24 protein-coding genes and 1 pseudogene are annotated in these 24,735 nt (G+C 73.7%); 19 read left to right on the top strand and 6 right to left on the bottom strand.

Annotated features, from left to right (window positions below; translation table 11 throughout):
* The first annotated feature begins 61 nt into the window (after window positions 1–61).
* Window positions 62–1,417 carry a D-alanyl-D-alanine carboxypeptidase/D-alanyl-D-alanine endopeptidase gene (gene dacB / locus Sdi02f_RS33070; RefSeq protein ID WP_108934558.1) on the top strand — a complete coding sequence of 452 codons (1,356 nt, stop codon included), beginning with the start codon at window positions 62–64 and terminating at the stop codon, window positions 1,415–1,417.
* A gap of 180 nt (window positions 1,418–1,597) precedes the next feature.
* Here the strand turns inward: dacB and Sdi02f_RS33065 are convergent, their stop codons facing one another.
* Entirely contained in the window at window positions 1,598–3,106 is a 1,509-nt protein-coding gene (locus Sdi02f_RS33065; protein WP_053665489.1) for a carboxylesterase/lipase family protein, read from the bottom strand.
* Window positions 3,107–3,256: 150 nt separating this feature from the next.
* Between Sdi02f_RS33065 and Sdi02f_RS33060 the strand changes: the two genes are divergently transcribed.
* Window positions 3,257–3,571: an STAS domain-containing protein gene (locus Sdi02f_RS33060; protein ID WP_108934557.1), complete on the top strand. Its 315-nt coding sequence runs from the start codon at window positions 3,257–3,259 to the stop codon at window positions 3,569–3,571.
* 117 nt (window positions 3,572–3,688) lie between these two features.
* Here Sdi02f_RS33060 and Sdi02f_RS33055 read toward each other — a convergent pair whose 3' ends face one another.
* Window positions 3,689–4,018: a hypothetical protein gene (locus Sdi02f_RS33055; RefSeq protein WP_030404166.1), complete on the bottom strand. Its 330-nt coding sequence runs from the start codon at window positions 4,016–4,018 to the stop codon at window positions 3,689–3,691.
* Between the two features lie 141 nt (window positions 4,019–4,159).
* Here Sdi02f_RS33055 and Sdi02f_RS33050 point away from each other — a divergent pair, with 141 nt between their 5' ends.
* Complete coding sequence (locus Sdi02f_RS33050; protein WP_031085368.1) at window positions 4,160–4,558, top strand: VOC family protein; 399 nt, start codon at window positions 4,160–4,162, stop codon at window positions 4,556–4,558.
* Here the strand turns inward: Sdi02f_RS33050 and Sdi02f_RS33045 are convergent.
* Together Sdi02f_RS33045 and Sdi02f_RS33040 are read right to left on the bottom strand one after the other, a co-directional pair.
* Window positions 4,547–5,227: pseudogene (locus Sdi02f_RS33045) on the bottom strand (helix-turn-helix domain-containing protein); the annotation flags it as partial. The gene Sdi02f_RS33050 and the pseudogene Sdi02f_RS33045 sit on opposite strands and share 12 nt — an antisense overlap.
* 10 nt (window positions 5,228–5,237) lie before the next feature.
* Window positions 5,238–6,290, bottom strand: a complete 1,053-nt coding sequence (locus tag Sdi02f_RS33040) for an AraC family transcriptional regulator (RefSeq protein ID WP_245962264.1) — start codon at window positions 6,288–6,290, stop codon at window positions 5,238–5,240.
* 222 nt (window positions 6,291–6,512) lie between these two features.
* Between Sdi02f_RS33040 and Sdi02f_RS33035 the strand changes: the two genes are divergently transcribed.
* Window positions 6,513–7,340 (top strand): Rossmann-fold NAD(P)-binding domain-containing protein, encoded by an 828-nt coding sequence (locus Sdi02f_RS33035; RefSeq protein ID WP_108934556.1) that lies wholly within the window; start codon window positions 6,513–6,515, stop codon window positions 7,338–7,340.
* Window positions 7,341–7,388: 48 nt separating this feature from the next.
* On the opposite strand, the gene Sdi02f_RS33030 is transcribed toward Sdi02f_RS33035, so the two are convergent.
* Window positions 7,389–8,561: a YihY/virulence factor BrkB family protein gene (locus tag Sdi02f_RS33030; RefSeq protein WP_174843432.1), complete on the bottom strand. Its 1,173-nt coding sequence runs from the start codon at window positions 8,559–8,561 to the stop codon at window positions 7,389–7,391.
* Between the two features lie 100 nt (window positions 8,562–8,661).
* Here Sdi02f_RS33030 and Sdi02f_RS33025 point away from each other — a divergent pair, with 100 nt between their 5' ends.
* The 15 genes from Sdi02f_RS33025 (at window position 8,662) to Sdi02f_RS32955 (ending at window position 23,920) form a co-directional block, all read left to right on the top strand.
* On the top strand, window positions 8,662–10,305 hold the full coding sequence (locus Sdi02f_RS33025; RefSeq protein ID WP_108934555.1) for an acyl-CoA dehydrogenase family protein: 1,644 nt from the start codon (window positions 8,662–8,664) through the stop codon (window positions 10,303–10,305).
* 242 nt (window positions 10,306–10,547) lie between these two features.
* On the top strand, window positions 10,548–11,840 hold the full coding sequence (locus Sdi02f_RS33020; RefSeq protein ID WP_108934554.1) for a GAF domain-containing protein: 1,293 nt from the start codon (window positions 10,548–10,550) through the stop codon (window positions 11,838–11,840).
* A gap of 337 nt (window positions 11,841–12,177) precedes the next feature.
* On the top strand, window positions 12,178–13,491 hold the full coding sequence (locus tag Sdi02f_RS33015) for a hypothetical protein (protein WP_053665495.1): 1,314 nt from the start codon (window positions 12,178–12,180) through the stop codon (window positions 13,489–13,491).
* Between the two features lie 84 nt (window positions 13,492–13,575).
* Complete coding sequence (locus Sdi02f_RS33010; protein ID WP_030404158.1) at window positions 13,576–14,148, top strand: GNAT family N-acetyltransferase; 573 nt, start codon at window positions 13,576–13,578, stop codon at window positions 14,146–14,148.
* A gap of 149 nt (window positions 14,149–14,297) precedes the next feature.
* Complete coding sequence (locus Sdi02f_RS36920; protein WP_350890428.1) at window positions 14,298–14,381, top strand: putative leader peptide; 84 nt, start codon at window positions 14,298–14,300, stop codon at window positions 14,379–14,381.
* Window positions 14,382–14,585: 204 nt separating this feature from the next.
* A complete protein-coding gene (gene sirA / locus Sdi02f_RS33005; protein WP_108934553.1) occupies window positions 14,586–16,283 on the top strand; it encodes a sulfite reductase SirA in 1,698 nt (565 codons plus the stop codon).
* On the top strand, window positions 16,280–16,459 hold the full coding sequence (locus tag Sdi02f_RS33000; protein ID WP_030404156.1) for a hypothetical protein: 180 nt from the start codon (window positions 16,280–16,282) through the stop codon (window positions 16,457–16,459). The genes sirA and Sdi02f_RS33000 overlap by 4 nt, the downstream gene beginning before the upstream one ends.
* Window positions 16,456–17,166 carry a phosphoadenylyl-sulfate reductase gene (locus Sdi02f_RS32995; protein ID WP_031085376.1) on the top strand — a complete coding sequence of 237 codons (711 nt, stop codon included), beginning with the start codon at window positions 16,456–16,458 and terminating at the stop codon, window positions 17,164–17,166. The genes Sdi02f_RS33000 and Sdi02f_RS32995 overlap by 4 nt, the downstream gene beginning before the upstream one ends.
* A 1-nt stretch (window position 17,167) precedes the next feature.
* Entirely contained in the window at window positions 17,168–17,776 is a 609-nt protein-coding gene (cysC, locus tag Sdi02f_RS32990) for an adenylyl-sulfate kinase (RefSeq protein ID WP_078869621.1), read from the top strand.
* Window positions 17,773–18,717 (top strand): sulfate adenylyltransferase subunit CysD, encoded by a 945-nt coding sequence (cysD, locus tag Sdi02f_RS32985; protein ID WP_030404153.1) that lies wholly within the window; start codon window positions 17,773–17,775, stop codon window positions 18,715–18,717. The genes cysC and cysD overlap by 4 nt, the downstream gene beginning before the upstream one ends.
* Window positions 18,718–18,719: 2 nt before the next feature.
* Complete coding sequence (locus Sdi02f_RS32980) at window positions 18,720–20,102, top strand: sulfate adenylyltransferase subunit 1 (RefSeq protein WP_051783653.1); 1,383 nt, start codon at window positions 18,720–18,722, stop codon at window positions 20,100–20,102.
* A gap of 233 nt (window positions 20,103–20,335) precedes the next feature.
* Window positions 20,336–21,439 carry an aliphatic sulfonate ABC transporter substrate-binding protein gene (locus tag Sdi02f_RS32970; RefSeq protein ID WP_031085377.1) on the top strand — a complete coding sequence of 368 codons (1,104 nt, stop codon included), beginning with the start codon at window positions 20,336–20,338 and terminating at the stop codon, window positions 21,437–21,439.
* A 33-nt stretch (window positions 21,440–21,472) separates the two neighbouring features.
* On the top strand, window positions 21,473–22,267 hold the full coding sequence (locus tag Sdi02f_RS32965; RefSeq protein WP_030404149.1) for an ABC transporter ATP-binding protein: 795 nt from the start codon (window positions 21,473–21,475) through the stop codon (window positions 22,265–22,267).
* On the top strand, window positions 22,254–23,165 hold the full coding sequence (locus Sdi02f_RS32960; RefSeq protein WP_053639030.1) for an ABC transporter permease: 912 nt from the start codon (window positions 22,254–22,256) through the stop codon (window positions 23,163–23,165). The genes Sdi02f_RS32965 and Sdi02f_RS32960 overlap by 14 nt, the downstream gene beginning before the upstream one ends.
* An 8-nt stretch (window positions 23,166–23,173) precedes the next feature.
* Window positions 23,174–23,920, top strand: a complete 747-nt coding sequence (locus tag Sdi02f_RS32955) for a sirohydrochlorin chelatase (protein WP_031085380.1) — start codon at window positions 23,174–23,176, stop codon at window positions 23,918–23,920.
* A 14-nt stretch (window positions 23,921–23,934) separates the two neighbouring features.
* On the opposite strand, the gene Sdi02f_RS32950 is transcribed toward Sdi02f_RS32955, so the two are convergent.
* Entirely contained in the window at window positions 23,935–24,483 is a 549-nt protein-coding gene (locus Sdi02f_RS32950) for a DUF1697 domain-containing protein (protein WP_031085382.1), read from the bottom strand.
* Between the last annotated feature and the right edge of the window lie 252 nt (window positions 24,484–24,735).

Below are 24,735 nucleotides of genomic sequence, written 5' to 3'. Positions count from 1 at the left end.
GGTAGCGTGCCCAGCGCTTCACCCCCACAGAACGAAGTAACCGATCTTTGGACTTCACTTCATGACTGGTACGCCAGACGGAACCCCCACCCACACGTTCGCGCCGGGCGGTCGGCGCCGGCACCGCAGGGCGAGAGTGAGCCGCGTCGGCGCGCGACGGGCCCTCGTGCTCGCGATGGCCGTGCCCGTGGCCTCCGCCACGCTGGCCGGGACCTCGGCCTTCGCCGCCGACAACAACTCGGCCCAGGCACAGGGCATTTCGGTCGACGACCTCTCCGCCGACGACGCACAGCTCGTCAAGAACCTCAACGAGCGCCTCGCCGACGAGCGGCTCGGCACCGACGTCAGCGGCGTCGTGCTCGACGCGGACTCGGACACCGCGCTGTGGGACCACAACGGCTCCACGGCCCTCATGCCGGCCTCCAACGCCAAACTCGCGACGGCCACCACGGCCCTGACGCTGCTCGGCGCCCAGCACGAGTTCACCACCAAGGTCGTGTACGGCGAGGGCACCCTCACCCTCGTCGGCGGCGGCGACCGCACCCTCACCGGTGAGGACGTCGCCGAGCTGGCCAAGACCGCCGCCGACGGGCTGAAGGCGGCGGGCCGGACCGACGTCGAGGTCCGCGTGGACGACAGCCTGTTCGCCGCCCCGAGCCTCGCCGAGGGCTGGAACGAGGGCTACTACCCCACCGAGGTCGCGCCGGTCCGTTCGCTGGTCGTGGACGGCGCCGCCGTCCAGGACACGTCGATCGACGCGGGCAAGGTGTTCGCCCAGAAGCTCGCCGCGCAGGGCATCACGGTCGGCGGCGAGGTCTCCCGCACGACGGCGAAGCAGTCCGACGTGCCGGTGGCGCAGCACAAGTCGGCGCCGCTGTCGGAGATCGTCAAGACGATGCTCAAGACCAGCGACAACAACATCGCCGAGACCCTGCTGCGGATGACCGCGGTGGAGCTGGGCAAGCCGGGCACGTTCGAGGACGGCACCGCGCTGGTCCGCCAGGTGCTCAGCTCGTACGGCATCTCCCTCGACAACTTCGAGATGCACGACGGCAGCGGCCTCTCCCGCGCCGACCGCATCCCGGCCGCGACCCTCGCCCAGCTCCTCGACGCGATCACGGAGTCCCCCGCCCTGGGCTCGATCCTGGAGGGCCTGCCGGTCGCGGGCGAGGCCGGGGCCAGCCTGGGCCCGGAGTGGGGACGCTTCGACGACCCCCACTCCGAGTGCGCCGTCGGCAAGGTGCAGGCGAAGACGGGCACGCTCACCGGCGCCATCGCCCTGAGCGGTGTCACGCAGACCGACGACGGCAAGTGGCGGATCTTCTCCTTCATCGAGAACAACTCGACGGCCGACCCGAGCGACATCAAGGACGCCATGGACGGCCTCGCCGCGACCGTGAACGGCTGCTGGGCCTGACGCCCGGAGCGTGACGGGGCGAGGAGATTCGGTGAAGGCCCCCGGGGGCAGACGGGATTGCCCCGTCAGTCCGCGGGGACGGCGCACGCGCGCCGTACGGCCGCGCCGGGCTCCCGCTCCGTCACGCGGACGCCGGCGTCCTCCGGGCGATGCGCCGCTCGCGAAGCCCGCAGGACCGCGTCACCGTCGGACCGTGCGCCCGGGCCGCGCCGCCCGGGGCGTGCCGGCGTCGGCCTTCCACAGGTCGTACTCGGCGTCCAGCGGGCCGTGGACCGTGTGCGGGGCGCCGTCGCCGAAGACCCGTACGGGATGCGTGGCGTCCCAGGCCTCCCACCCGGGGTCCCCGGACCGCGCGAACCGCACCCACGCGCCGTGCATGGCGTCGGCCAGTTCCTGCGGGGCGCCCTCGCCCGCGAGTCTGCGCGCGTCGGGGCCGTCGCCGGAGTCGAAGACGAAGCCCAGCTCCAGGGCGTGGCAGGCGCCGAGATCGGGCAGGTTGGACGGCCAGGCGAACTCGTAGACGTACGAGGGTGCGGGCCGCGCGTCGGCCAGGCGGTGCAGCGGGATGCGCAGCAGGTGGTCGGTGACCAACTGGCCCACGGTCTCGGCGGCCCCCGCGCCGGGGCGCAACGCGCGGTAGCCGCGTACCACCTCGTTGCCGCAGTGGCAGCGGGCGCGGGCGCCGGCGAGGGCGACGGCGCCGAGCCGGTCGACGCGTTCGAGGAGGCCGCCGGGGACGAGCCAGAGCCGGTACTCGTCGCGGGTCCAGCCCATCATGAGGTCGACGTCCGGGGACGCGCCGCCGTCGAGGAGCGCCTCCAGCGGATCGCGGGGCAGCACGTCGCCGTCGACGACGAGACCGAAGCCGGGGCCGCCGAGCACGGGGCTGCTGAACCTGCCCACCTCGGCCTGGGCCCGCAGCACCTGGTCGCGGTCTGCGGCGGCGAAGGCCTCGGCGGTAGCGGGGATCTTGAGCCGGGAGGCCATGCGGCGGACCATGCGCCGCACCTTGTCGCGGTCGGTGGCCTCGGGTGCGCCGCTCTGGAGCACGGCCCGCCGGAACAGTCCCCGGGCCCGGGGCGCGGCGAGGAGGGCACCGACGCTGATGGCGCCCGCGGACTGGCCGGCGACGGTGACCCGGCCGGGGTCGCCCCCGAAGGCGGCGATGGAGTCCCGCACCCACCGCAGGGCGGCGATCTGGTCGCGCAGACCGGCGTTGGCGGGCGCGTCCGGGAACAGTCCGTAGCCCTCCACACCCAGTCGGTAGTTGACCGAGACGCACACGACGCCGTCCCGGGCGAAGGTGCGGCCGTCGTAGACGGGTACGGCCGAGGAACCCCTGGTCAGGGCGCCGCCGTGCAGCCAGACCAGGACCGGCAGGTGGGCGCCGGGGCCCGGTTCGGGGGTCCAGACGTTGAGGTTGAGGCAGTCGTCGCCGGGGACCGAGGGGTCGGACAGGTACCGGGCGAAGGCCTCGGAGTACGGCGGTTTGGGGGCCGTGGGGCCGTAGGCGCCCGCGTCGCGGACGCCGTCCCAGGGCTCGGGGGGCAGGGGCGGACGGAACCGGCCCGGGCCGAAGGGCGGGGCCGCGTAGGGGATGCCCCGGAAGACGGCGACGCCGTGCTCGTACCTGCCGCGTACCGCCCCGTGCACCGTGGCGACCACGGGGTCCGTCTGGCCTGACCGCATGTGTCCACCAGCCCTTCGCCGCACTCTTCGTACCGCGCCCAGCACAGCGCCGGTCGGCGCGGATCTATTCCGGGGCCCCCTCGCGCCGTGCCGGGGGGACAATGGACACAAGGCACGCCACGCACGCGAGGAGCGACCGAGGAGGCTGTCGTGACGGACGCACCCGTGAGGATCGCCGAGGCCGACGGGCGGCACGCGGTGCTGGCCTTCTCCGGAACCCTGGACGCGCCCGCGCTGGGCGTGCTGGAGGAGCTGCTGCTCGACCCGCGGCTGCGGGAGCCCGGGGTGTGGACCCTGGACATGAGCGGCCTGGACCACATCGATCTGGCCTGCGCGTACGCGCTGCTGCGGACGGTGACCAGGACGCCGGAGCCGGTCGCCCTGACCGTCCGGGGCGCCCGTCCTGCCGTCCACCGGACCCTGCGGCAGGCGGGGCTCGACGCGGTGGCCGCGTTCACCGCGTAGCCGACCTGTACGGCGCCTGCCCCCGCAACCGGACGGAGCCGGACGCCTGGAGCGGCAACGAAGGTGCGCCGCGGCGCCTTCACGCGCCCGGCCCTCCGCGAGGAAGGAGCCGACACTCTAGGGGCGGTGCGCCGCGGCGTCCTTCGTCAGCCTGACGGCCTGGCGCAGGCTCAGGCCGGGGGTCGTCCCGCGCAGGGCCTTGATCGCGTGGACGGAGTCGACGGGGCCCTCGTGACCGGCCGCCGCGAGGCGTTCGTGGACCCAGCGGGCGCGCAGCTCCGCGTCGGAGGCCGCGGCGGCCTGCTCGACCAGGGCGGCGGCGCGCTCCAGTCCGGGCCGTTCCCCGGGCGTCGCCTCGGCGAGTGCCTGGCGGATGCCACGGGCGGCGAGGTCCGTGTCGCGCAGGACGAGGACGTTGAGATCAGGCGGGGCGAGTCGTCCGAACATACGGCCATGATCGGTCCCACGCCGGTTCTCCTGCAACGGACTTGAGGAGCCTCTGAGGCGCGGGGTCCCGGGCGCGGGCGCGGCGGCCGGGTGTCCGATTCCTTCAAGACCGGGCGCGGGCGCCCCGCCTACGGTGGCGCCATGACCGCACGATTCGACGCCATCAGCCTCATCGTCTCCGACATGGCCGCCTCCGTGGCCTTCTACCGCCGGCTCGGTTTCGCGTTCCCCGAGGAGGCCGGGAAGGAGCCGCACGCCGAGGCGGAGCTGCCCGGCGGGATCCGGCTGCTGCTCGACACCGAGGAGTCCGTCCGCTCCTTCACGCCCGGCTGGGAACCGCCGGCCGGCGGCGGGCGGCACTCACTCGCCCTGCTGTGCGACACCCCGGCCGAGGTGGACGCCTTGTACGCGGAGCTGACCGGCGCCGGGTGCCACGGCGAACGGGCGCCCTGGGACGCCTTCTGGGGTCAGCGGTACGCCGTCGTCCAGGACCCCGACGGTCACGGCGTCGACCTGTTCGCGCCGCTGGCCGCCCAGTAGCTCGCCCGGCGTCGCGCCCGCCAACTCCCTGACGTCGCGCGCCAGATGGGCCTGGTCGGCGTAGCCGGTGCGCGCGGCGGTCTCGGCGAGGGGCGTACCGCTGCGGGCCAGGGCGAGGGCACGCTGCAGGCGCAGCACGCGGGCCAGCGTCTTGGGCCCGTAGCCGAAGGCCGCGAGGGAACGGCGGTGCAGCCGGCGTGCTCCGATGCCGAGTTCGTCGGCGGTCGCGGCGACCGCGCGGCCCGCCTCCAGTGCGGCGACGATCCGGGCCGGCAGCGGGTCGGGGGGACCGGCGTCGGCGGCCCGGGACAACGCGGCCTCCTCCAGGCCGGTCGCCGGGTCGGGGGCCGCGTTCACCCGGGCGGTCAGCCGGCGGGCGCGGGCCGCCGGCCAGAGGTCGGCGAGGTCGACGCGGCGGTCGCGCAGTTCGGCGGCGGGCACGCCGAGGAGGGCGGGCGCGGTGCCGGGGTAGAAACGGACGCCCGCCCAGGGGGTCCGGGTGCCCTCGGTGACGTGGGCGCGGGTGTCGGGGCCCGCGACCAGGAGCCGGCCGTCGTGCCAGAGCAGGTCCATGCAGCCGTCGGGCAGCACGCGCCCGGGGCCGGGCTCGGTCGGGGTGCTGGTCCACACCACCGCGCCGGCCAGCCGGGACGCCCGTTCCGCGTACACGCGCGCCAGGTTACGCCGGAGACGGGGCCGGGGACGGAGAGGACCCCGAAGACGGGACCGGGGCCGGAGAAGACCCCGAAGACGGGACCGGGGCCGGAGAAGACCCCGGAGACGGGACCGGGGCCGGGGCCGCGGACGCGGTCCGGTACTCCTGCGGGCTGACGCCGTAGACCCGCTTGAAGGCGGTGGACAGGGCGAAGGCGCTGCCGTAGCCGACCCGGCGGGCGATGGTGCCGAGGGTGTCCTCGCTGTCGCGCAGCCGGTCGGCGGCCAGGGCGAGGCGCCAGCCGGTGAGGTAGCCCATGGGCGGCTCGCCGACCAGGTCGGTGAAGCGGCGGGCGAACGCGGCGCGGGAGACCCCGGCCGCGGCGGCGAGGGCCGCGACGGTCCACGGGTGCGCCGGGTCGTCCTGGAGCAGCCGCAGCGCCCGGCCGACGACGGGGTCGCCCATCGCCCGGTACCAGGCGGGTGCCTCGGCCGAGGGCCGGGCGAACCAGGCCCGCAGCGCGGCGATGACCAGCAGGTCCAGGAGCCGGTCCAGGACGACCTCCTGCCCCGGCTCGTCCCGCGTGACCTCGTTCATCAGCAGGGGCGTGAGGGGGTTGTCCCACGCCTCGGCGGTGAGGGACAGCAGCGGGGGCAGGGCGTCGAGGAGACGGCCGCCTATCTCGCCGCGGACCAGGTAGGTGCCGATGAGGACGACCACCTCGCCGTCGGCGCGGTCGCCCCAGGTGCGGACGCCGAGGTCCATCGAGCCGTTGAGGGGACGTCCGTCGGGGTAGCTGCACTCCCCGCCCGGCAGGATCACCGCCTGCGGAGCGGTGGCGGGGTCGTCGGCGCACAGGTACGGGTCGGGGCCGCGCGCGATGGCCAGGTCCCCGGCCCGCAGCCGCAGCCGCTCCCCGGTGTCCGGGACGATCCAGGCGTCGCCGCGGACCACCAGCATCACCGTCAGCGGCGCCCGGTCCTCCACGCGCACCGCCCACGGCGGGTCGAAACAGGCACGGATCATGAAGGCCCCTCGGGCCCGCGGCCCCTCCAGCATCCCGGCGAGTGCGTCCATGACGAGAGCCTAGACGCACACGCATGCGGGCGAGCCTCTCGGCGATGGGCGGCCGGCCCGCCCGGCGGTTGACTCGTGGTCATGACGCAGACGAACACGGCACCGGCGGACAGGACGCAGGCGGACGCGGCACCGGCGGACACGGCACGAACGGACACGGCACGATCCGCGGCGCGGACGTCAAAGGCCGGGAGCACGGCGGCCGGGAGCGCGGCGGAGGCCATGACCGTCGTGGTCACGGGGGCGTCCGGGCGCTCCGGGCGGCGGGTGGCCGAGGCGGCGCGGGCCGCGGGGCTGACCGTACGGGCCGCGTCCCGGGCCACGGGTTTCGACTGGGGTGACCGCACGACCTGGGCGGGCACCCTGCGCGGCGCCGACGCCGCGTACCTGGTGTACCCGAGCGACATCGGCGCCCCCGACGCCGCCGAGGCGGTCGGGGCACTGGCCCGGGAGGCGGTGGGGCTCGGGGTGCGGCGGCTGGTGCTGCTGTCGGCGCGGGGCCAGGACCAGGCCCGGCCCGCCGAGGAGGCGCTGGCCGGGTCGGGCGCGCGGTGGACGGTGGTGCGGGCCGCGTGGTTCGCGCAGAACTTCAGCGAGGGCCCGCTGGTCGAGGGGCTGCGCACGTACGGAGAGCTGGTGTTCCCGGCGGGCGAGGTCGCGGAGCCGTTCGTGGACCTGCGGGACGTGGCGGACGTGGTGCTGGCGGTGCTGACCTCCGGCGACCGGTACGCCGGCCGGGTGCTGGAGGTCTCGGGGCCGCGGCTGCTCACGTTCGGTGCGGCGGTCGCCGAGATCGCGGCGGAGACGGGCCGTGCGCTGACGTACCGGGCCGTGTCGCCGAAGGAGTACGGCGCGGTCCTGGCCGGGTTCGGCATACCGGAGAGGGAGGCCGCGTTCCTGGTGGAGCTGTTCGCCTCGCTGCTCGACGGACGCAACGCCCGGCTGTCGGACGGCCTCGACCGGGTACTGGGCCGCGGGCCCCGGGACTTCCGGGAGTTCGTGCGCGAGGGCGTGCGGGCGGGCACCTGGCGGGAGCGGCCGGCGGCGTGAGCCGTCCCGGGCGGACGGCCGCGCGCGGCCCCGGGACCGCCGTGGGCCCTACGAGGCCTCCGGCCTGCCGTGGCCGTGGCCCTCGTCGTGGTGCTCGGGGGTCTGGGTGTGGTGGGCGGGCGGCGGGTTCTTCGGGTGGGTGCGCAGGCGGGCCGTGACGTCCTCGGGCGGCAGGAAGCGGGACCAGCGTTCGGGGAACTCGGAGGGCATGTCTGGATCGCCCTCGCCGTTCGCCGAGGTACGGGCCACGTACTCGGCGACCTGGGCCTGGCGCAGCCGCTCGTTGGCCTCGCGGGCCGCCGCCGTCGCGGCGGCCGGCCACACCCGGTCGATGGCCGCGTTGACCGCCGCGCCGACGAGCACCGCGAACGCCGACACGCCGATCCACAGCAGTACGGCGACGGGCGCGGCCAGGGAGCCGTAGATGGTGGGGCCCTCGACGGTGCTGGTGAGGTAGATGCGCAGCAGGAAGCTGCCCAGCACCCACATGGCGAGGGCGACCAGCGCGCCGGGGACGTCCTCGATCCACGGGGAGCGCACCGGCACGGACACGTGGTACAGCGTGGTCAGGAAGGCCACGGACAGGATGATCACGACCGGCCAGTACAGGACCTGGACGACCGTCGTCGACCACGGCACGATCCGCACCACGGCGTCCGGTCCGGCCACCATCAGCGGCAGCGCGACCGATCCGATCAGCAGGGCCACGATGAAGAGGAGGAACGCCATCAGGCGGGTCCTGACGATGCCCCGGACGCCGTCGAGGCCGTACATGACGGTGATGGTGTCGATGAAGACGTTCACCGCGCGGGAGCCCGACCACAGGGCGAACAGGAAGCCGATGGAGATGACGTCGGGCCGGCCGCCCTTCATCACGTCGTCCAGGATCGGCTCGGTGATCTGCTTGACGCCCTTCTCGGAGAGCACCGCGCGGGAGGCGTCCAGGATGTTGTTGCGCAGGCTCTCGGTGGTGTCGGCGCCGATCCAGGAGTCGACGTAGCCGAGCAGTCCGAGCAGGCTCAGCAGCAGCGGCGGCACCGAGAGCAGGGTGAAGAACGCGGCCTCGGCGGCGAGGCCGAGGATGCGGTACTCCATGCACGAGTTGACCGTGTCCTTGAGCAGCAGCCAGGCGGTCTTGCGTTTGGAGACGTTGCGGTACAGAACCCGGGCACGGTGGAGCCGGCCCGAGGGCCGTTCGGGGGAGTCACTTGCTGGCTGCACGCCCTAAAGGTATCCGGCGCGGGGGCGGGCACTCATCCGCGGATGCCGCTGTTCCCGGACCGGGCCCGCCGGGGTTCCGCGGCGCGGTAGGTTCACGTCCATGGCAGGCAGTACCCACACCGTGACGAATCAGGCGCCGCCGCTGACCGGCTACGACGTCTTCACCGCCGACCGGGCCCTGGCGGAGGCGGTCGAGCGGCATCTGCCGGCGGAGCTGCGCGAGGAGGCCCTGGCCGAGCTGTCGGGGACGGGACGCGGCTGCGGGGCGCTGCAGACCCAGGAGTGGGGCGCGCAGGCCGACGCGCATCCTCCGGTGCTGCGCACCCACGACCGCTACGGGCACCGGGTCGACGAGGTCGACTTCCACCCGGCCTGGCACCGGCTCCTGGGCAAGGGCGTCTCGGCGGGCCTGACCGACGCCTGGTCCCGGCCCGGCGGGCACGTGCGGCGCGCGGCGGGGTTGGTCCTGTGGACCCAGGTGGATGCGGGCATCTGCGGCCCGCCGTCGATGACCCACGCGGCGGTGCCGGCCCTGCGCACCGACCCGGAGCTGGCCGCCGCGTGGGAGCCCCGGCTGACCTCCCGGGTCTACGACCGGGAGCTGCGGCCGGCGCACCTGAAGGCCGGGGTGCTGTTCGGGACGGGCGTGACGGAGAAGCAGGGCGGCAGCGACGTACGGGCCACCACCACGTCGGCGCGGCCGCTGGCCGAGGACGGGACGTACGAACTGACCGGGCACAAGTGGTTCTGCTCGGCGCCGATGTCGGACGGCTTCCTGGTGCTGGCGCGGGCGCCCGGCGGCCCGACCTGCTTCCTGGTGCCGCGCGTGCTGGCGGACGGCACCCGCAACGCCGTCCTGCTCCAGCGGCTCAAGGACAAGCTGGGCAACCGGTCCAACGCCACCGCCGAGGCGGAGTTCACCGGGACCTGGGCGCGCCGGGTGGGCGAGGAGGGGCGCGGGGTGGCCACCGTGCTCGAGGCGGTGGCGGCGGCCCGGCTGGACTGCGTGCTGGGCTCGGCGGGGCTGATGCGGCAGGCGGTGGCCCAGGCGGTGCACCACTGCGCGCACCGGGAGGCGTTCGGCGCCAAGCTGGCCGACCAGCCGCTGATGCGCAACGTCCTGGCGGACCTGGCGGTCGAGTCGGAGGCGGCCACGACGCTCGGGCTGCGGCTCGCGGCGGCCCGCGACGCCGCCGAGGCCGGTGACGAGCGCGAGCGGGCGCTGCTGCGCCTCGCGGTGCCGGCGGCCAAGTACTGGGTGACCAAGCGGTGCGCGCCGGTGGCGGTGGAGGCGGCCGAGTGCCTGGGCGGCAACGGGTACGTCGAGGAGTCCGGGATGCCCCGGCTGGTGCGCGAGTCGCCGCTGAACTCGCTCTGGGAGGGCGCCGGGAACGTACAGGCGCTGGACGTGCTGCGGGCGCTGGGGCGCGAGCCGGCGGCGCTGGACGCGTATCTGACCGAGGTGGGCGCGGCGCGGGGGGCCGATCACCGGCTGGACGCGGCGATCCGCGGGCTGCTGACGGAGCTGGCCGACCTCGCGGACGGCGAGGGGCGGGCGCGGCGGCTGGCGGAGCGGCTGGCCCTGGTGCTGCAGGGGGCGCTGCTGGTGCGGTACGCGCCGCCGGAGGTCGCCGACGCGTTCTGCGCCTCGCGGCTGGGCGGCGACGGGGGCGCGGCGTTCGGCACGCTGCCGCCGACCCTGGATCTGGCGGCGGTGGTGGAGCGGGCCCGGCCGACGGCCTGATTCCGGCCGCGTGGCGCGGGGGTGGTGCTGCGCCGACACGGCACCACCCCCGCCACACGGGCCTGTTCGGGCCGCGTACGCCGCTCGGGACGGCGTGGTTCAAGTCTGGCCACCCGCGAAGGCGTCCACCAGGGTTGCAGGGGGTTGCAACTTGCGGTCGGCTGTGTGCGGTCTGTGCCCGCCGGGCGCGGGCAACCGGTCAGGATGAGACGAACATTCGGCTTCCGGAAGGACGGGGTCCCTTGGCGCTCTCGCCCATGGACGTGACGCGGGTCGCCGCCGTGGACACGGCGCGCGCGGCCCGGATGCTCAGCGAGGTCCGCTCCGCGCGGCTCTCCGGCGGGCGGGCCCCGGTGGCGCCGCGGCCGGTGATCGAGCAGTCCTGGGACCGGCTGCTGCGCAGCGGGGTCGATCCGGAGCACGACTTCCGCTCCGGGCTGCTGGCGCCGGAGGAGGTGCGGCGGCGGCGCGAGACCTCGGAGTTGCGGCACGTGCTGCCGGTGCTGCGCGAGGCGTTGGTGTCGGTCGCCGACGTGGCGCACCACATCATGGTGGTCGCGGACGAGGACGGCCGGGTGCTGTGGCGGGAGGGCAGCGCACGGGTGCTGCGCCGGGCGGACGGGCTCGGGTTCGAACTCGGCGCGGACTGGCGGGAGGAGGTGGTCGGCACCAATGGCCTGGGGACACCGGCGGTGACCCGGCGGCCCGTACAGGTCTTCGCCTCCGAGCACTTCGTGCGGTCCCAGGCCACCTGGACCTGTGCCGGGGCGCCGATCACCGACCCGCGCAACGGACGGCTGCTCGGTGTGGTCGACGTGAGCGGGCCGCTGGAGACCGTGCATCCGGCGACGCTGGCGTGGGTGGACTCGGTGGCCAAGCTGGCTCAGGCCAGGCTGCGGGAACGGCACACGCAGTCCCTCGAACGGCTGCGGGCCGTGGCGGCGCCGGTGCTGGCCCGGCTGCAGGGGCGGGCGCTGGTGACGGACCGCGACGGCTGGACGGCGGCGGTGACGGGGATGCCGTACGTGGAGCGGGTGGTGCTGCCCAGGTCGCCGGAGGCGGGGGTGCGGTGGCTGCCGGGGTTCGGGGCGTGCACGGTGGAGCCGCTGGCGGAGGGCTGGCTGGTGCGGTCCGCGGCGGGACCGGTGCCGCAGGGTGCCGTCCGGATCGTGCTGGACCTCGCCCAGCCGCGCCGCTGGTCGGTGCGGGTGCTGGGGGGCGCGGAGGACTGGACGCGGGAACTGAGCCCGCGGCACGCGGAGTTGCTGTACCTGCTGGCGGTGCACCGGGGTGGCCGCAGCGCCGCCGGACTGGCCGAGGACCTGTTCGGCGACCCGGCCCGCACGGTGACGGTACGGGCGGAGATGTCGCGGGTGCGCAGGTATCTGGGGGCTCATCTCGAACACCGGCCGTATCGTTTCTGCGAGGACGCGGAGGTCGAGGTCCTCCTCCCGCCCGACCCGCGCGACCTCCTCCCCCACTCCGCGGCACCGACGGTGACCGAGGCACGGGCGTCGGCGGGGGCGGCGCGGTGACGCGATGACGCGATGACGCGGCCCAACGGGACAGCGGAAGCGGCACGGTGACGCGGGTCCCGCCGGGACCGCGGGGGGACGGGGCGGTGACGCCGGTCCCGCCGGGACCGGAGCGAACGGTGCGGTGACGCGGTCCGCCCCACCCGGGCGAGGCCGCCCCGCGCAAGTCGGGGGGCGTCCCGGACGGCCGTAAAGGCGGGTTGATTTCGCATACTTGCATCGTCTGCGTCCACCGGACCGTCCGTCTGTCGTAGCATCCTCTACGGACCGCCTCATCCGCTCCTCGGTCAACGCGTCCACCGTCGAGCACAGTTGGTCCGGTGTCCGTGGAGGTTGTATGAAGCAGCGCGGCAGACACCGCCGGCGCAGACGGGGCAGGGCGCTGCGCGCGGCCCTGACCGGTGCGGCTCTCGCGCTGACCGGCGCGGCCACGCTGATCAGCGCCTCGCAGGCCACCGTCGCCGACGACCCCGGCGCCCTCAGGCCCCTCACCTCCGCAGCCGACACCGCCGCGCTGCGGCTGACCGAGCACCGGGTGCCGACGGCGTGGCTGGACCGGCTCTCTGCCGCGATGGGCGACCCGGTGGGGGTCGACACCGTCCTGGACTCCGCCGACCACAGCCTGCGCGACGCCGACGCCTGCACGGCCGGGGAGCGCGAGGCCCTGCCGGTCTCCCCCGCGGCCACCCGCGCCTACTGCTGGGACGAGGCCGACACCGACGGCTGGCGCCCAGGCGCGGTCACCACCTCGGCCGACGCCGAGGCGGACGGCCGCTGGGACGGCCACCGCGTCATCCTCTCCGCCTGGTCCCGCGACGACGGCACCCCCCAGGGCGGACTCGCCCGGGTCTCCTTCGTCGACGCCGACGACCCCGGCCGGCTCGCCTACACCTCGGCGCTCCTCGCCGTCCCGGTCGACGGCGGCCACGACTACCGGGGGCTCGCCTCCCCCGTCACCGGCATGGTCTGGTACCAGGACAAGCTGCTGGTCACCGCCGCCGCCGGGGACCGCGACGCGCTGTACGTGTACGACGTGCAGCGGGTCCAGCGCGCCACCGCCGCGGCGGACGCCGTCGGCCGGGTGCCCGGCGGCTGGGCGGCGGGCGGCCACCGGTACGTGCTGCCCGCCATCGCCTCCTACCGGCTCCCCGACACCGACGGCGCGGCCCGCCCCGGCGCCCTCTCCCTGGACCGCGGCACGACCCCCGACAGCCTGGTGGCGGGCGAGCACGTGAACGCGGACGGCGACCGGCCCGCCCGGCTGTGGCGCTACGCGCTGCGCTCCTCCACCGACCCCGACCGCGGCGGCCTGCCCGTCACGGACTCCGCCGGGCACGTGGACGCGGTGGAGGCGTACGAGACCGGTGCGGCCGAGGTCGGCGGCGTGCTGTCGTACCGCCCGCCCGGTGCGGCGGGGACCGACTGGTACCTGGGGCGCGCGGCCGGCGGCCAGGACGGGCGGGGGACCCTGTGGCGCCAGGACGCGAAGGGCGCGCGGGCGGCGGAGTGCGGCGCGGACCGGTCGCAGCAGTGCTGGAGCGGGCCGGCGGGCTCGCTGTCGTACTCGGCGCCGACCGGCGAGGTCTGGTCCCAGTCCGGCCGCATGCTGTTCGCGCTGCCGCTGTCGTCGATCGAGGACGCGCTCGACTGACGCACGCCGGCCCAGGCGTCGCCCCCCCCGGCCGCCCGGGCCGGGGATCGACAGACCCGCGGAGCGGATGATTCCCTGACCGGCATGACCAACATCGCCGTGACCACCTGGTCCCTGGAGCAGACGGCGCCGACCGACCTGCTGCCGGCCGCCGCACCGGAGGGGGACGTCCGGATCGTCCGCTCCGAGGTGCCCTCCCCCGAGTTCAGCCGCTTCCTGTACGCCTCGGTCGGCGGCGACATCCGGTGGACGGACCGGCTCGGCTGGAGCTACGCGCGCTGGCAGGAGCACCTGGAGCGCCCGGGCGTGGAGACCTGGGTCGCCCTCGACCGCGGCACGCCCGCCGGATACGTGGAGCTGACCCCGGGCGACGACGGCGTCGTGGAGATCGAGTACTTCGGCCTGATCCCGGCCTTCCGCGGCCGGCGCATCGGCGGCCACCTCCTGTCGTACGGCACCGCGCGCGCCTGGGACCTGGCCGAGCGGTGGCCGGGCCTGGCCGCCACCAAGCGGGTCTGGCTGCACACCTGCAGCAAGGACGGCGAGCACGCCATGGACAACTACCAGCGCCGCGGCTTCCGTCTGTTCGACACCAAGGTGGAGGAGGAGGCGGACGTGGCCACTCCGGGTCCGTGGCCCGGGGCCTTCCCCGCCTGACCTGCGCCGACACGTCCGTTTTCGGCCGTGTGACGCCCCGCGCGGCGCGCGTGTGACCAACGACACCCTTGTCTCGTTCTACGGGACAAGGGTGTCCATATTTTGGATTAAGCTGGACCAGTCACAGATCCCCGTGCCACGCTTCCGCCATGTCTGGAACTGGAATTGCCTTGGTGAGTCGGCGGCACGTCGACCTCGGCCGCATGTCCAGCGCCATCTGTCCGGGCCGCTGAGAGCACCCTCCAGCACCTGAGCAACGCCCGCACCCACCCCGCTCCCGCGCAATGACGCGCACGCGTGTCTCCCGTATGCCCTACGGAGGCCATGCGCCATGCGCGCAGGTCAGAGCCGCCCGCCCGCCAGCCGACCGCCATCCGTGACCGACGGCGCCACGCGCCGACCCCACCTGCTCCTGCCTTGAAGGACGTGTGTCAACCATGGCCGCCACGCCACCCAACCCCGCTGCCGCGACCCCGCGCCGCAAGGTGAGCCGTCACCGCGGCGAGGGCCAGTGGGCGGCCGGGCACTTCACCCCGTTGAACGGGAACGAGCAGACCAAGAAGGACGACGACGGTCTCAATGTGCGGACACGCATTGAGACGATCTACTCCAAGCGGGGTTTCGACTCGATCGACCCCGGCGACCTGCGCGGCCGCATGCGCTGGTGGGGCCTGTACACCCAGCGCCGCCAGGGCATCGACGGCGGCAAGACGGCCGTGCTGGAGCCGGAGGAGCTGGACGACCGCTACTTCATGCTCCGCGTCCGCATCGACGGCGGCGCGCTGACCACCGCTCAGCTCCGCGTCGTCGGCGAGATCTCGCAGGAGTTCGCGCGCGGCACGGCGGACATCACCGACCGGCAGAACGTCCAGTACCACTGGATCCGGATCGAGGACGTGCCGGAGATCTGGAACCGTCTGGAGGGCGTCGGCCTGTCCACGGTGACCGCCTGCGGCGACACGCCCCGCGTGATGATCGGCTCCCCCGTGGCGGGCATCGCCGAGGACGAGATCATCGACGGCACGCCGGCCCTGGAGGAGATGAAGCGCCGGGTCCTGAACAACCCGGCGTACTCGAACCTCCCCCGCAAGTTCAAGACCGCGATCTCCGGTTCGCCGGTGCAGGACGTCGTGCACGAGATCAACGACGTGGCGTTCGTCGGCGTCGAGCACCCCGAGCACGGGCCGGGCTTCGACCTGTGGGTCGGCGGCGGCCTGTCCACCAACCCCAAGCTGGGCGTGCGCCTGAACGCCTGGGTGCCGATCGAGGACGTCCCGGACGTCTACGAGGGCGTCATCTCCATCTTCCGCGACTACGGCTACCGGCGGCTGCGCAACCGCGCCCGGCTGAAGTTCCTGGTCGCCGACTGGGGCGCGGAGAAGTTCCGCCAGGTGCTGGAGGACGAGTACCTGAAGCGGAAGCTGACCGACGGCCCGGCTCCCGCCGAGCCCACCAGCCGCTGGCGCGACCACATCGGCGTGCACCGGCAGAAGGACGGCCGCTACTACGTCGGCTTCGCCCCGCGCGTCGGCCGCGTCGACGGCACGATCCTGACCAAGGTCGCCGACCTGGCGGAGGCGCACGGCTCGGGCCGGGTGCGGACCACGGTGGAACAGAAGATGATCGTCCTCGACGTCGAGGAGGCACAGGTCGACTCCCTGGTGGAGTCCCTGGAGGCACTCGACCTCACCGCCCGCCCCTCCACCTTCCGGCGCGGCACCATGGCCTGCACCGGCATCGAGTTCTGCAAGCTCGCCATCGTCGAGACCAAGGCGCGCGGCGCCTCCCTCATCGACGAACTGGAGCGCCGCCTCCCCGACTTCGACGAGCCCCTCACCATCAACCTCAACGGCTGCCCCAACGCCTGCGCCCGCATCCAGACCGCCGACATCGGTCTCAAGGGCCAGCTCGTGCTCGACGAGCACGGCGAGCAGGTCGAGGGCTACCAGGTGCACCTGGGCGGCGCCCTCGGTCTGGAGCCGGGCTTCGGCCGCAAGGTGCGCGGTCTGAAGGTGACCGCGGACGGCCTGCCGGACTACATCGAGCGCCTCCTCACGCGCTTCCAGGCCGAGCGCGAGGAGGGCGAGCGCTTCGCCGCCTGGGCGGCCCGGGCCTCCGAGGAGGCCCTGTCGTGAGCGAGCGCGCCGCGCCCTTCTACTGCCCCTACTGCGGGGACGAGGACCTGCGTCCCGGTGAGCAGGGCCACGGCGCCTGGGAATGCGGGGCGTGCAACCGCGCATTCCAGGTGAAGTTCCTCGGGCTGCTCGCCCGGGGTCTTCAGCCCAACTCCACGGGAGGGGAACCGACATGACCGCGGTTCAGGAAGAGCGTACGACCGACGACCTCAGGGCACTGGCCGAGCGGGCGGGCCGTGAGCTGGAGGACGCCTCCGCGCTGGAGATCCTCCGGTGGGCGGCCGAGACGTTCGGCGACCGGTTCTGCGTGACCTCCTCCATGGAGGACGCGGTCGTCGCCCACCTCGCCTCCCGCGCCCTGCCCGGCGTCGACGTGGTGTTCCTCGACACCGGCTACCACTTCCCGGAGACCATCGGCACCCGCGACGCGGTCGCGGCCGTGATGGACGTGAACGTCATCACGCTCACCCCGCGCCGGACGGTCGCCGAGCAGGACGCCGAGCACGGCCCGAGGCTGCACGACCGCGATCCCGACCTGTGCTGCGCGCTGCGCAAGGTGAAGCCGCTGGAGGAGGGGCTGAAGGGCTACCAGGCCTGGGCGACCGGGCTGCGCCGCGACGAGTCCGAGACGCGGGCGAACACGCCGGTCGTCGGCTGGGACGAGAAGCGGGGCAAGGTGAAGATCTCCCCCATCGCCAAGTGGTCACAGGAAGATGTGCAAACGTACGTCACCGAGCACGGCGTCCTCACCAACCCGCTGCTGATGGACGGCTATGCCTCCGTGGGCTGCGCGCCCTGCACCCGCCGTGTGCTGGAGGGCGAGGACGCCCGAGCCGGACGCTGGGCGGGCCGCTCCAAGACCGAGTGCGGACTGCACGGCTGACATGACGACCACCACCGGACCGACGGCCACCGGGCCGACCACCACCGGACCATCGAGATCCAGGGAGAACCACGTGACGACCGGAGCCACCGTCTGGCTCACGGGGCTGCCCAGCGCCGGCAAGACCACCATCGCCCGGGAGCTGGCCGACCGCCTGCGTGAGGAGGGCCGGCGCGTCGAGCTGCTCGACGGCGACGAGATCCGCGAGTTCCTCTCGGCGGGCCTGGGCTTCGGCCGCGCGGACCGGCACACCAACGTGCAGCGCATCGGTTTCGTCGCCGAACTGCTCGCCCGCAACGGCGTCACGGCGCTGGTCCCGGTGATCGCCCCGTACGCGGACAGCCGCGACGCGGTGCGCGAGCGGCACGAGGCGAACGGCACGGCCTACGTCGAGGTGCACGTGGCCACCCCCGTCGAGGTGTGCTCGGTGCGCGACGTGAAGGGCCTGTACGCCAAGCAGGCCGCGGGCGAGCTGACGGGACTGACCGGGGTGGACGACCCCTACGAGGAGCCCGTCAAGCCCGACCTGCGCATCGAGTCGCAGAACCAGACCGTTCAGGAGTCCGCCGCGGCGGTCCACGCCCTGCTCACCGAAAGGGGACTGGCATGACGACGTCCGTGACGCCCGCGGCGGCCGAGGAGGGTACGGACGGCCCGTACGCCCTCTCGCACCTGGACGCGCTGGAGTCCGAGGCGGTGCACATCTTCCGCGAGGTGGCGGGCGAGTTCGAGCGGCCGGTGATCCTCTTCTCCGGCGGCAAGGACTCGATCCTGATGCTGCACCTGGCGCTGAAGGCCTTCGCTCCCGCGGCCGTCCCCTTCTCGCTGCTGCACGTGGACACCGGGCACAACTTCCCGGAGGTCCTGGACTACCGCGACCGTACGGTCGACCGGCACGGGCTGCGCCTGCACGTGGCCTCCGTGCAGGACTACATCGACCGGGGCGTGCTCAAGGAGCGCCCGGACGGGACCCGCAACCCGCTGCAGACGCTGCCGCTGACCGAGAAGATCCAGGCCGAGAAGTTCGACGCCGTCTTCGGCGGCGGGCGCCGGGACGAGGAGAAGGCGCGGGCCAAGGAGCGGGTGTTCTCGCTGCGCGACGAGTTCTCCCAGTGGGACCCGCGCCGCCAGCGCCCCGAGCTGTGGAACCTGTACAACGGCCGGCACGCCCCCGGCGAGCACGTCCGCGTCTTCCCGCTGTCCAACTGGACCGAGCTGGACGTGTGGCAGTACATCGCCCGCGAGGAGATCGAGCTGCCGGCGATCTACTACGCCCACGAGCGCGAGGTCTTCGGCCGCAACGGCATGTGGCTGACGGCCGGCGAGTGGGGCGGCCCCAAGGAGGGCGAGACGGTGGAGAAGCGCAGGGTCCGCTACCGCACCGTCGGCGACATGTCCTGCACCGGCGCCGTCGACTCCGACGCCGACGACATAGAGAAGGTGATCGCCGAGATCGCCGTCTCCCGCCTCACCGAGCGCGGCGCCACGCGTGCCGACGACAAGATGTCCGAGGCCGCGATGGAAGACCGCAAGCGCGAGGGGTACTTCTAACCATGACCAGCACCACCGAACCCATCGAGCCCGCCCGGGCGGCCGAGTCCGCCGAGGCGCTGTCGGTCTGGCAGCTCTCGGAGACGACCCTGCTGCGCTTCGCCACCGCCGGCTCGGTCGACGACGGCAAGTCGACGCTGGTCGGCCGGCTCCTGCACGACTCCAAGTCGGTCCTCACCGACCAGCTGGAGGCCGTGGAGCGGGCGTCCGCGAGCCGCGGCCAGGAGGCACCGGACCTCGCGCTGCTCACCGACGGCCTACGGGCCGAGCGCGAGCAGGGCATCACCATCGACGTGGCCTACCGCTACTTCGCCACCCCGCGCCGCCGGTTCATCCTGGCGGACACGCCGGGTCACGTGCAGTACACGCGGAACATGGTCACCGGCGCCTCCACGGCCGAGCTGACGGTGATCCTCGTCGACGCCCGCAACGGCGTGGTCGAGCAGACCCGCCGGCACGCCGCGATCGCCGCCCTGCTGCGGGTCCCGCACGTCGTCCTCGCCGTCAACAAGATGGACCTGGTCGGCTACCAGGAGTCCGTGTTCGCCGCCATCGCCGAGGAGTTCACGGCGTACGCCACCGAACTGGGCGTCCCGGAGGTCACCGCGATCCCCATCTCGGCGCTCGAGGGCGACAACGTGGTGGAGGCGTCGGCGGTCATGGACTGGTACGGCGGCCCGACGGTGCTCGAACACCTGGAGACCGTGCCGGTCAGCCACGACCTGGCACACTGCCACGCCCGGCTGCCCGTGCAGTACGTGATCCGGCCGCAGACCGCCGAACACCCCGACTACCGCGGCTACGCGGGCCAGATCGCCGCCGGCACCTTCCGCGTCGGCGACGAGGTCACCGTCCTGCCCTCCGGGCGCACCTCCAAGGTGTCCGGCATCGACCTGCTCGGCCGGCCGGTCACCGAGGCGTGGACGCCGCAGTCGGTGACGCTGCTGCTCGAGGACGACATCGACATCTCCCGCGGCGACCTGATCGTGCCCAGCCAGGACGCGCCGGCCACCACCCAGGACGTCGAGGCCACCGTCTGCCACGTCGCCGACGCGCCGCTCACCGTGGGCCACCGGGTGCTGCTCAAGCACGGCACCCGCACCGTCAAGGCGGTCGTCAAGGACATCCCGGCCCGGCTCACGCTGGACGACCTGTCCCTGCACCCGCACCCCGGGCAGCTCGTCGCCAACGACATCGGCCGGGTCAAGATCCGCACCGCCGAGCCGCTGCCCGCCGACTCCTACGCCGACTCGCGGCGCACGGGCTCGTTCATCCTGATCGACCCCAGCGACGGCACCACGCTCACCGCCGGCATGGCCGGCGAGTCCTTCGCCGCGCCGGAGCCGGTCAACGACGCGGCGGACGACGACGGGTGGGACTTCTGAGCATGGGCTCCCCGGACTTCTACTCCACGTTCGCCAAGGAGGGCGGCCGCGTCGGCAGCGGCGTCCTCGGCAGCGGGCAGGGCGGAGTGGCGCGATGTGTGCGCTGACGTACGCGCACCGCTCGCGCGCCCTCACCCCCCACAGCCGAAGACCTGCCGACCTCCCGGCCACGCCCTGACACCTCGGACCATCCGACAGGCGTGAGTGCCGGACCAACGAGAGGAACACCTCCCGTGCCTGCCACCACCGCCCTGCGCCGCACCCTCGCGGTCATAGCCGCCCTTCCCCTGCTCACCCTGGCCGCCTGCGGGTACGGCTCCGAGGCGAAGGACGACGACACCGCCAAGGTCGCCGACGGGGCCGAGAAGATCGACGGCCTCGACTCCGTGCGGATCGGGTACTTCGGCAACATCACGCACGCCACGCCGCTGGTCGCCAACCAGAAGGGCTTCTTCCAGAAGGCGCTGGGCGGCACCGAGGCCAAGTACGCGGTCTTCAACGCCGGTCCCTCCGAGATCGAGGCGCTGAACTCCGGCTCCATCGACATCGGGTGGATCGGCCCGTCCCCCTCGATCAACGGCTACACCAAGTCCGGCGGCAAGAACCTGCGCATCATCGGCGGTTCGGCCTCGGGCGGCGTGAAGCTCGTGGTGAACCCGGACAGGATCAAGTCCCTGGAGGACGTCAGGGGCAAGCGGATCGCCACCCCGCAGCTCGGCAACACGCAGGACGTCGCGTTCCTCAACTGGATCGCCGAGCAGGGCTGGAAGGTCGACGCCCAGAGCGGCAAGGGCGACGTGACGGTCGTCCGCAGCGACAACAAGGTCACCCCGGACGCCTACAAGTCCGGTTCCCTGGACGGCGCCTGGGTGCCCGAGCCCACCGCCTCCAAGCTGGTCGCCGAGGGCGGCAAGGTGCTGCTCGACGAGTCCACGCTGTGGCCGGACCAGAAGTTCGTGATCACGAACATCATCGTGTCGCAGAAGTTCCTCAAGGAGCACCCGAAGGCCGTCGAGGCGGTCCTCGGGGCGTCGGTCGACACCAACGCGTGGATCACGGCCCACCCGGACGAGGCGAAGACCGCGGCGAACGAGCAGTTGGAGAAGGACTCCGGCAAGGCGCTGCCGGCCGACGTGCTGGACCCGGCCTGGAAGTCGATCAAGCTCACCGACGACCCGCTGGCCTCCACCCTCGACGCCCAGGCGGAGCACGCCGTCAAGGCCGGTCTGCTGGAGAAGCCCGACCTGAACGGCATCTACGACCTCACGCTGCTCAACAAGGTCCTCAAGGCCAAGGGGAAGCCCGCGGTCGACGACGCCGGGCTCGGCGTCGAGTAAAGCCCGGATCCGACCACCCAGGAGGTGACGACCATGGCCACGACCACGACCCTCGCCAAGGCCGCCGACGGCACCGAGCCGGCCGCGTACGCCGCCCGGATCGAGCACGTCTCGAAGTCCTTCGCGGGCCCCGCCGGGCAGCAGCTCGTCCTGGACGACATCACCCTCGATGTCGCGCCCGGCGAGTTCGTCACCCTCCTGGGCGCCTCCGGCTGCGGCAAGTCCACGCTGCTGAACCTGGTGGCGGGCCTGGACGAGCCGAGCGCGGGCGCCATCAGCACGGACGGGCGGCCGGCCCTGATGTTCCAGGAGCACGCCCTGTTCCCGTGGCTGTCCGCGGGCAAGAACATCGAACTCGCCCTGAAGCTGCGGGGCGTGCCGAAGGCCGAACGCCGCGACAAGGCGGAGGAGCTGCTCGAACTCGTCCGTCTCAAGGGCGCGTACGGCAAACGGGTGCACGAGCTGTCGGGCGGGATGCGCCAGCGGGTCGCGATGGCCCGGGCGCTCGCGCAGGAGAGCCAACTGCTGCTGATGGACGAGCCGTTCGCGGCGCTGGACGCCATCACCCGGGACGTGCTGCACGACGAGCTGACCCGGATCTGGCGCGAGACGAAGCTGTCCGTGCTGTTCGTGACGCACAACGTCCGCGAGGCGGTGCGGCTGGCCGAGCGGGTCGTCCTGCTGTCCTCGCGTCCCGGCCGGGTGGCGCGCCAGTGGACGGTGGGCATCCCGCAGCCGCGCCGCATCGAGGACACCGCCGTGGCGGAGCTGTCCGTCGAGATCACCGAAGAACTGCGTGGGGAGATCCGCCGACATGGCCAGCACTGACACGAAGCGTCCCGCCGGGGACGCGGGCGCGAGGGACGGCGGCGACCTCGCCGGCCTGGAGGCGGGCCTGGACGCACTGGAGTCGGTGCAGCAGGGACGCAAGCCGTTGCGGCAGACCTTCGTGGAGAAGATCCTGCCGCCCACCGTGGCGGTCCTGCTGGTCCTCGCGGTGTGGCAGGCGCTGGTCTCCTTCAGAATCGTCGACGACCCGACCAAGCTGCCCGCCCCCTCCGACGTGTGGGACGTGGTCCGGCAGGCCTGGCTGCAGGGCGATCTGCTCGGTTACATCTGGACCAGCGTCTCGCGCGGCCTGCTCGGCTTCTGCTTCGCGCTGCTGATCGGCACCCCGCTGGGGCTGCTGGTGGCACGGGTGAAGTTCGTGCGCGCGGCGATCGGCCCGATCCTGTCCGGCCTCCAGTCGCTGCCGTCGGTGGCCTGGGTGCCGCCGGCCGTGATCTGGCTGGGCCTGAACAACTCGATGATGTACGCCGTGATCCTGCTCGGGGCGGTGCCCTCCATCGCCAACGGGCTGGTCTCCGGCGTCGACCAGGTATCCCCGATCTTCCTGCGCGCGGGCCGCACCCTGGGCGCCACGGGACTGAAGGGCACCTGGCACATCGTGCTGCCGGCCGCGCTCCCCGGCTACGTCGCCGGTCTCAAGCAGGGCTGGGCGTTCTCCTGGCGCTCGCTGATGGCCGCCGAGATCATCGCCTCCTTCCCCGACCTCGGGGTGGGGCTCGGGCAGTTGCTGGAGAACGGCCGCAACGCCAGCGACATGGCCATGGTCTTCGAGGCCATCCTGCTCATCCTGGTCGTCGGCATCGCCATCGACCTGCTGATCTTCAGCCCGCTGGAGCGCTGGGTGCTGCGCAGCCGCGGTCTGCTGGTGCGGAGCTGAGGCGCGGGATGTCCGCTCCGGTCCGCCCCGTACTCCTGGTCGTCGCCCACGGCAGCCGCGACCCGCGGCACGCCGCGACCGTGCACGCCCTGGTCCGCCGGGTCGGGGCGCTGCGTCCCGAGGTACGGGTGGAGACCGGTTTCCTGGACTTCAACGTCCCCTCGGTGCAGGGCGTCCTCGAGTCCCTGGACGCGGAGGGCGTGCGGGACGTGGTGGCCCTGCCGCTGCTGCTGACCCGCGCCTTCCACGCCAAGGCGGACATCCCCGCCGTCCTGGCGGCGGCGCCGCCGCGCCTGCGCGTCCGGCAGGCCGAGGTGCTCGGCCCCTCGCCGTTGCTGCTGACGGCACTGGAGCGGCGCCTGTACGAGGCGGGCCTGACGCCCGCCGACAAGTCCTCGACCGGGGTCGTGCTGGCCTCGGCGGGGTCCTCCGACCCGGAGGCGATCGCAGTGATCGCTGACATCGCGCGGGAGTGGCGGCACACCGGTTGGTGCGCCGTGCGGCCTGCGTTCGCCTCCGCATCCCTTCCGCGCACCGAGGACGCGGTACGGCGGTTGCGCGAACGGGGCTGCGCCCGCGTCGCCGTCGCCCCGTACGTCCTGGCACCCGGTTTCCTGCCGGACCGCATCGCCCGGGGCGCGGCCGGCGCGGACGTGCTGGCGGACGTCCTGGGCCCCGCACCGGAGGTGGCACGGGTCCTGCTGGAACGCTACGACGCGGCCCGGGCGCCGATGGCGGTGGCGGTCGGGGCCTGAGGCCGGGCCCGCGGTCAGGGTCCGGTCAGTTCCACGAGCTTGGTGACCGTGTTCCAGTTGCGGCTGGTGGCGACGAGGCCCTTGGTGACGCGGGGCTTGGCGAGGGCTTCGGCGAGCTTGGAGCGGCCCAGGCCGTCGGGCGCGTAGAGGTAGAGGACGCGCTCGCCGAGGCGGAACTCCTCGGGGTGGAAGGCCGGTGCGTCGATCGCCGCGAAGCGGTCCGCGTCGACGGGCGCGGAGAAGTAGGTGACGTGCACCTGCTTGGCCTCCAGCTCGGCGGCCGGGAACGGGCACGCCTCGACGACCCCCTTCAGATAGGCGTGGTCGCGCACGATCACGTCCACCGGGAAGCCGAAGCGCTGCTCGATCGCCGCCGCCAGCTCCGCGGCCAGGGAGTCCTCGTCGCCGCGGGCGGAGGCGAAGACGGCCTGGCCGCTCTGCAGATGGGTGCGCACGGCGTCGTGGCCGAGTGAGGTGAGCAGCGCGCGCAGGTCGGCCATCGGCACCTTCCGGCTGCCGCCCACGTTGATCCCGCGCAGCAGCGCCGCGTACTTGGTCGTCATCCGCCCACCATAGAACGGCCGTCGTGCCCCGCGGGGCGGGCACGGCGGCGGTCCGCCGTCCCCTACCAACACCCAGGGACATCCCCGGCAGAGGTAAGGGTCGGCCCTCCTCCTCAGCGGTGAGCGCGGCCGTACGCAGGGAGGAGGCCGGAGCCGCCGCGCGTCACCGCGGAGCACGACGCCACGGCCTTACGCGGGCCATACCTTCGAAACGCAAGGTGGCGGCAGGGGGCCGGCACCGCTCAGGAGGGG

The sequence above is a fragment of the Streptomyces ardesiacus genome, assembly GCF_003112575.1.
GTDB classification, from domain to species: Bacteria; Actinomycetota; Actinomycetes; order Streptomycetales; family Streptomycetaceae; genus Streptomyces; species Streptomyces ardesiacus.
Note: the sequence above shows the minus strand (reverse complement) of the source record. Positions and strands in the feature narration are given on the sequence as shown.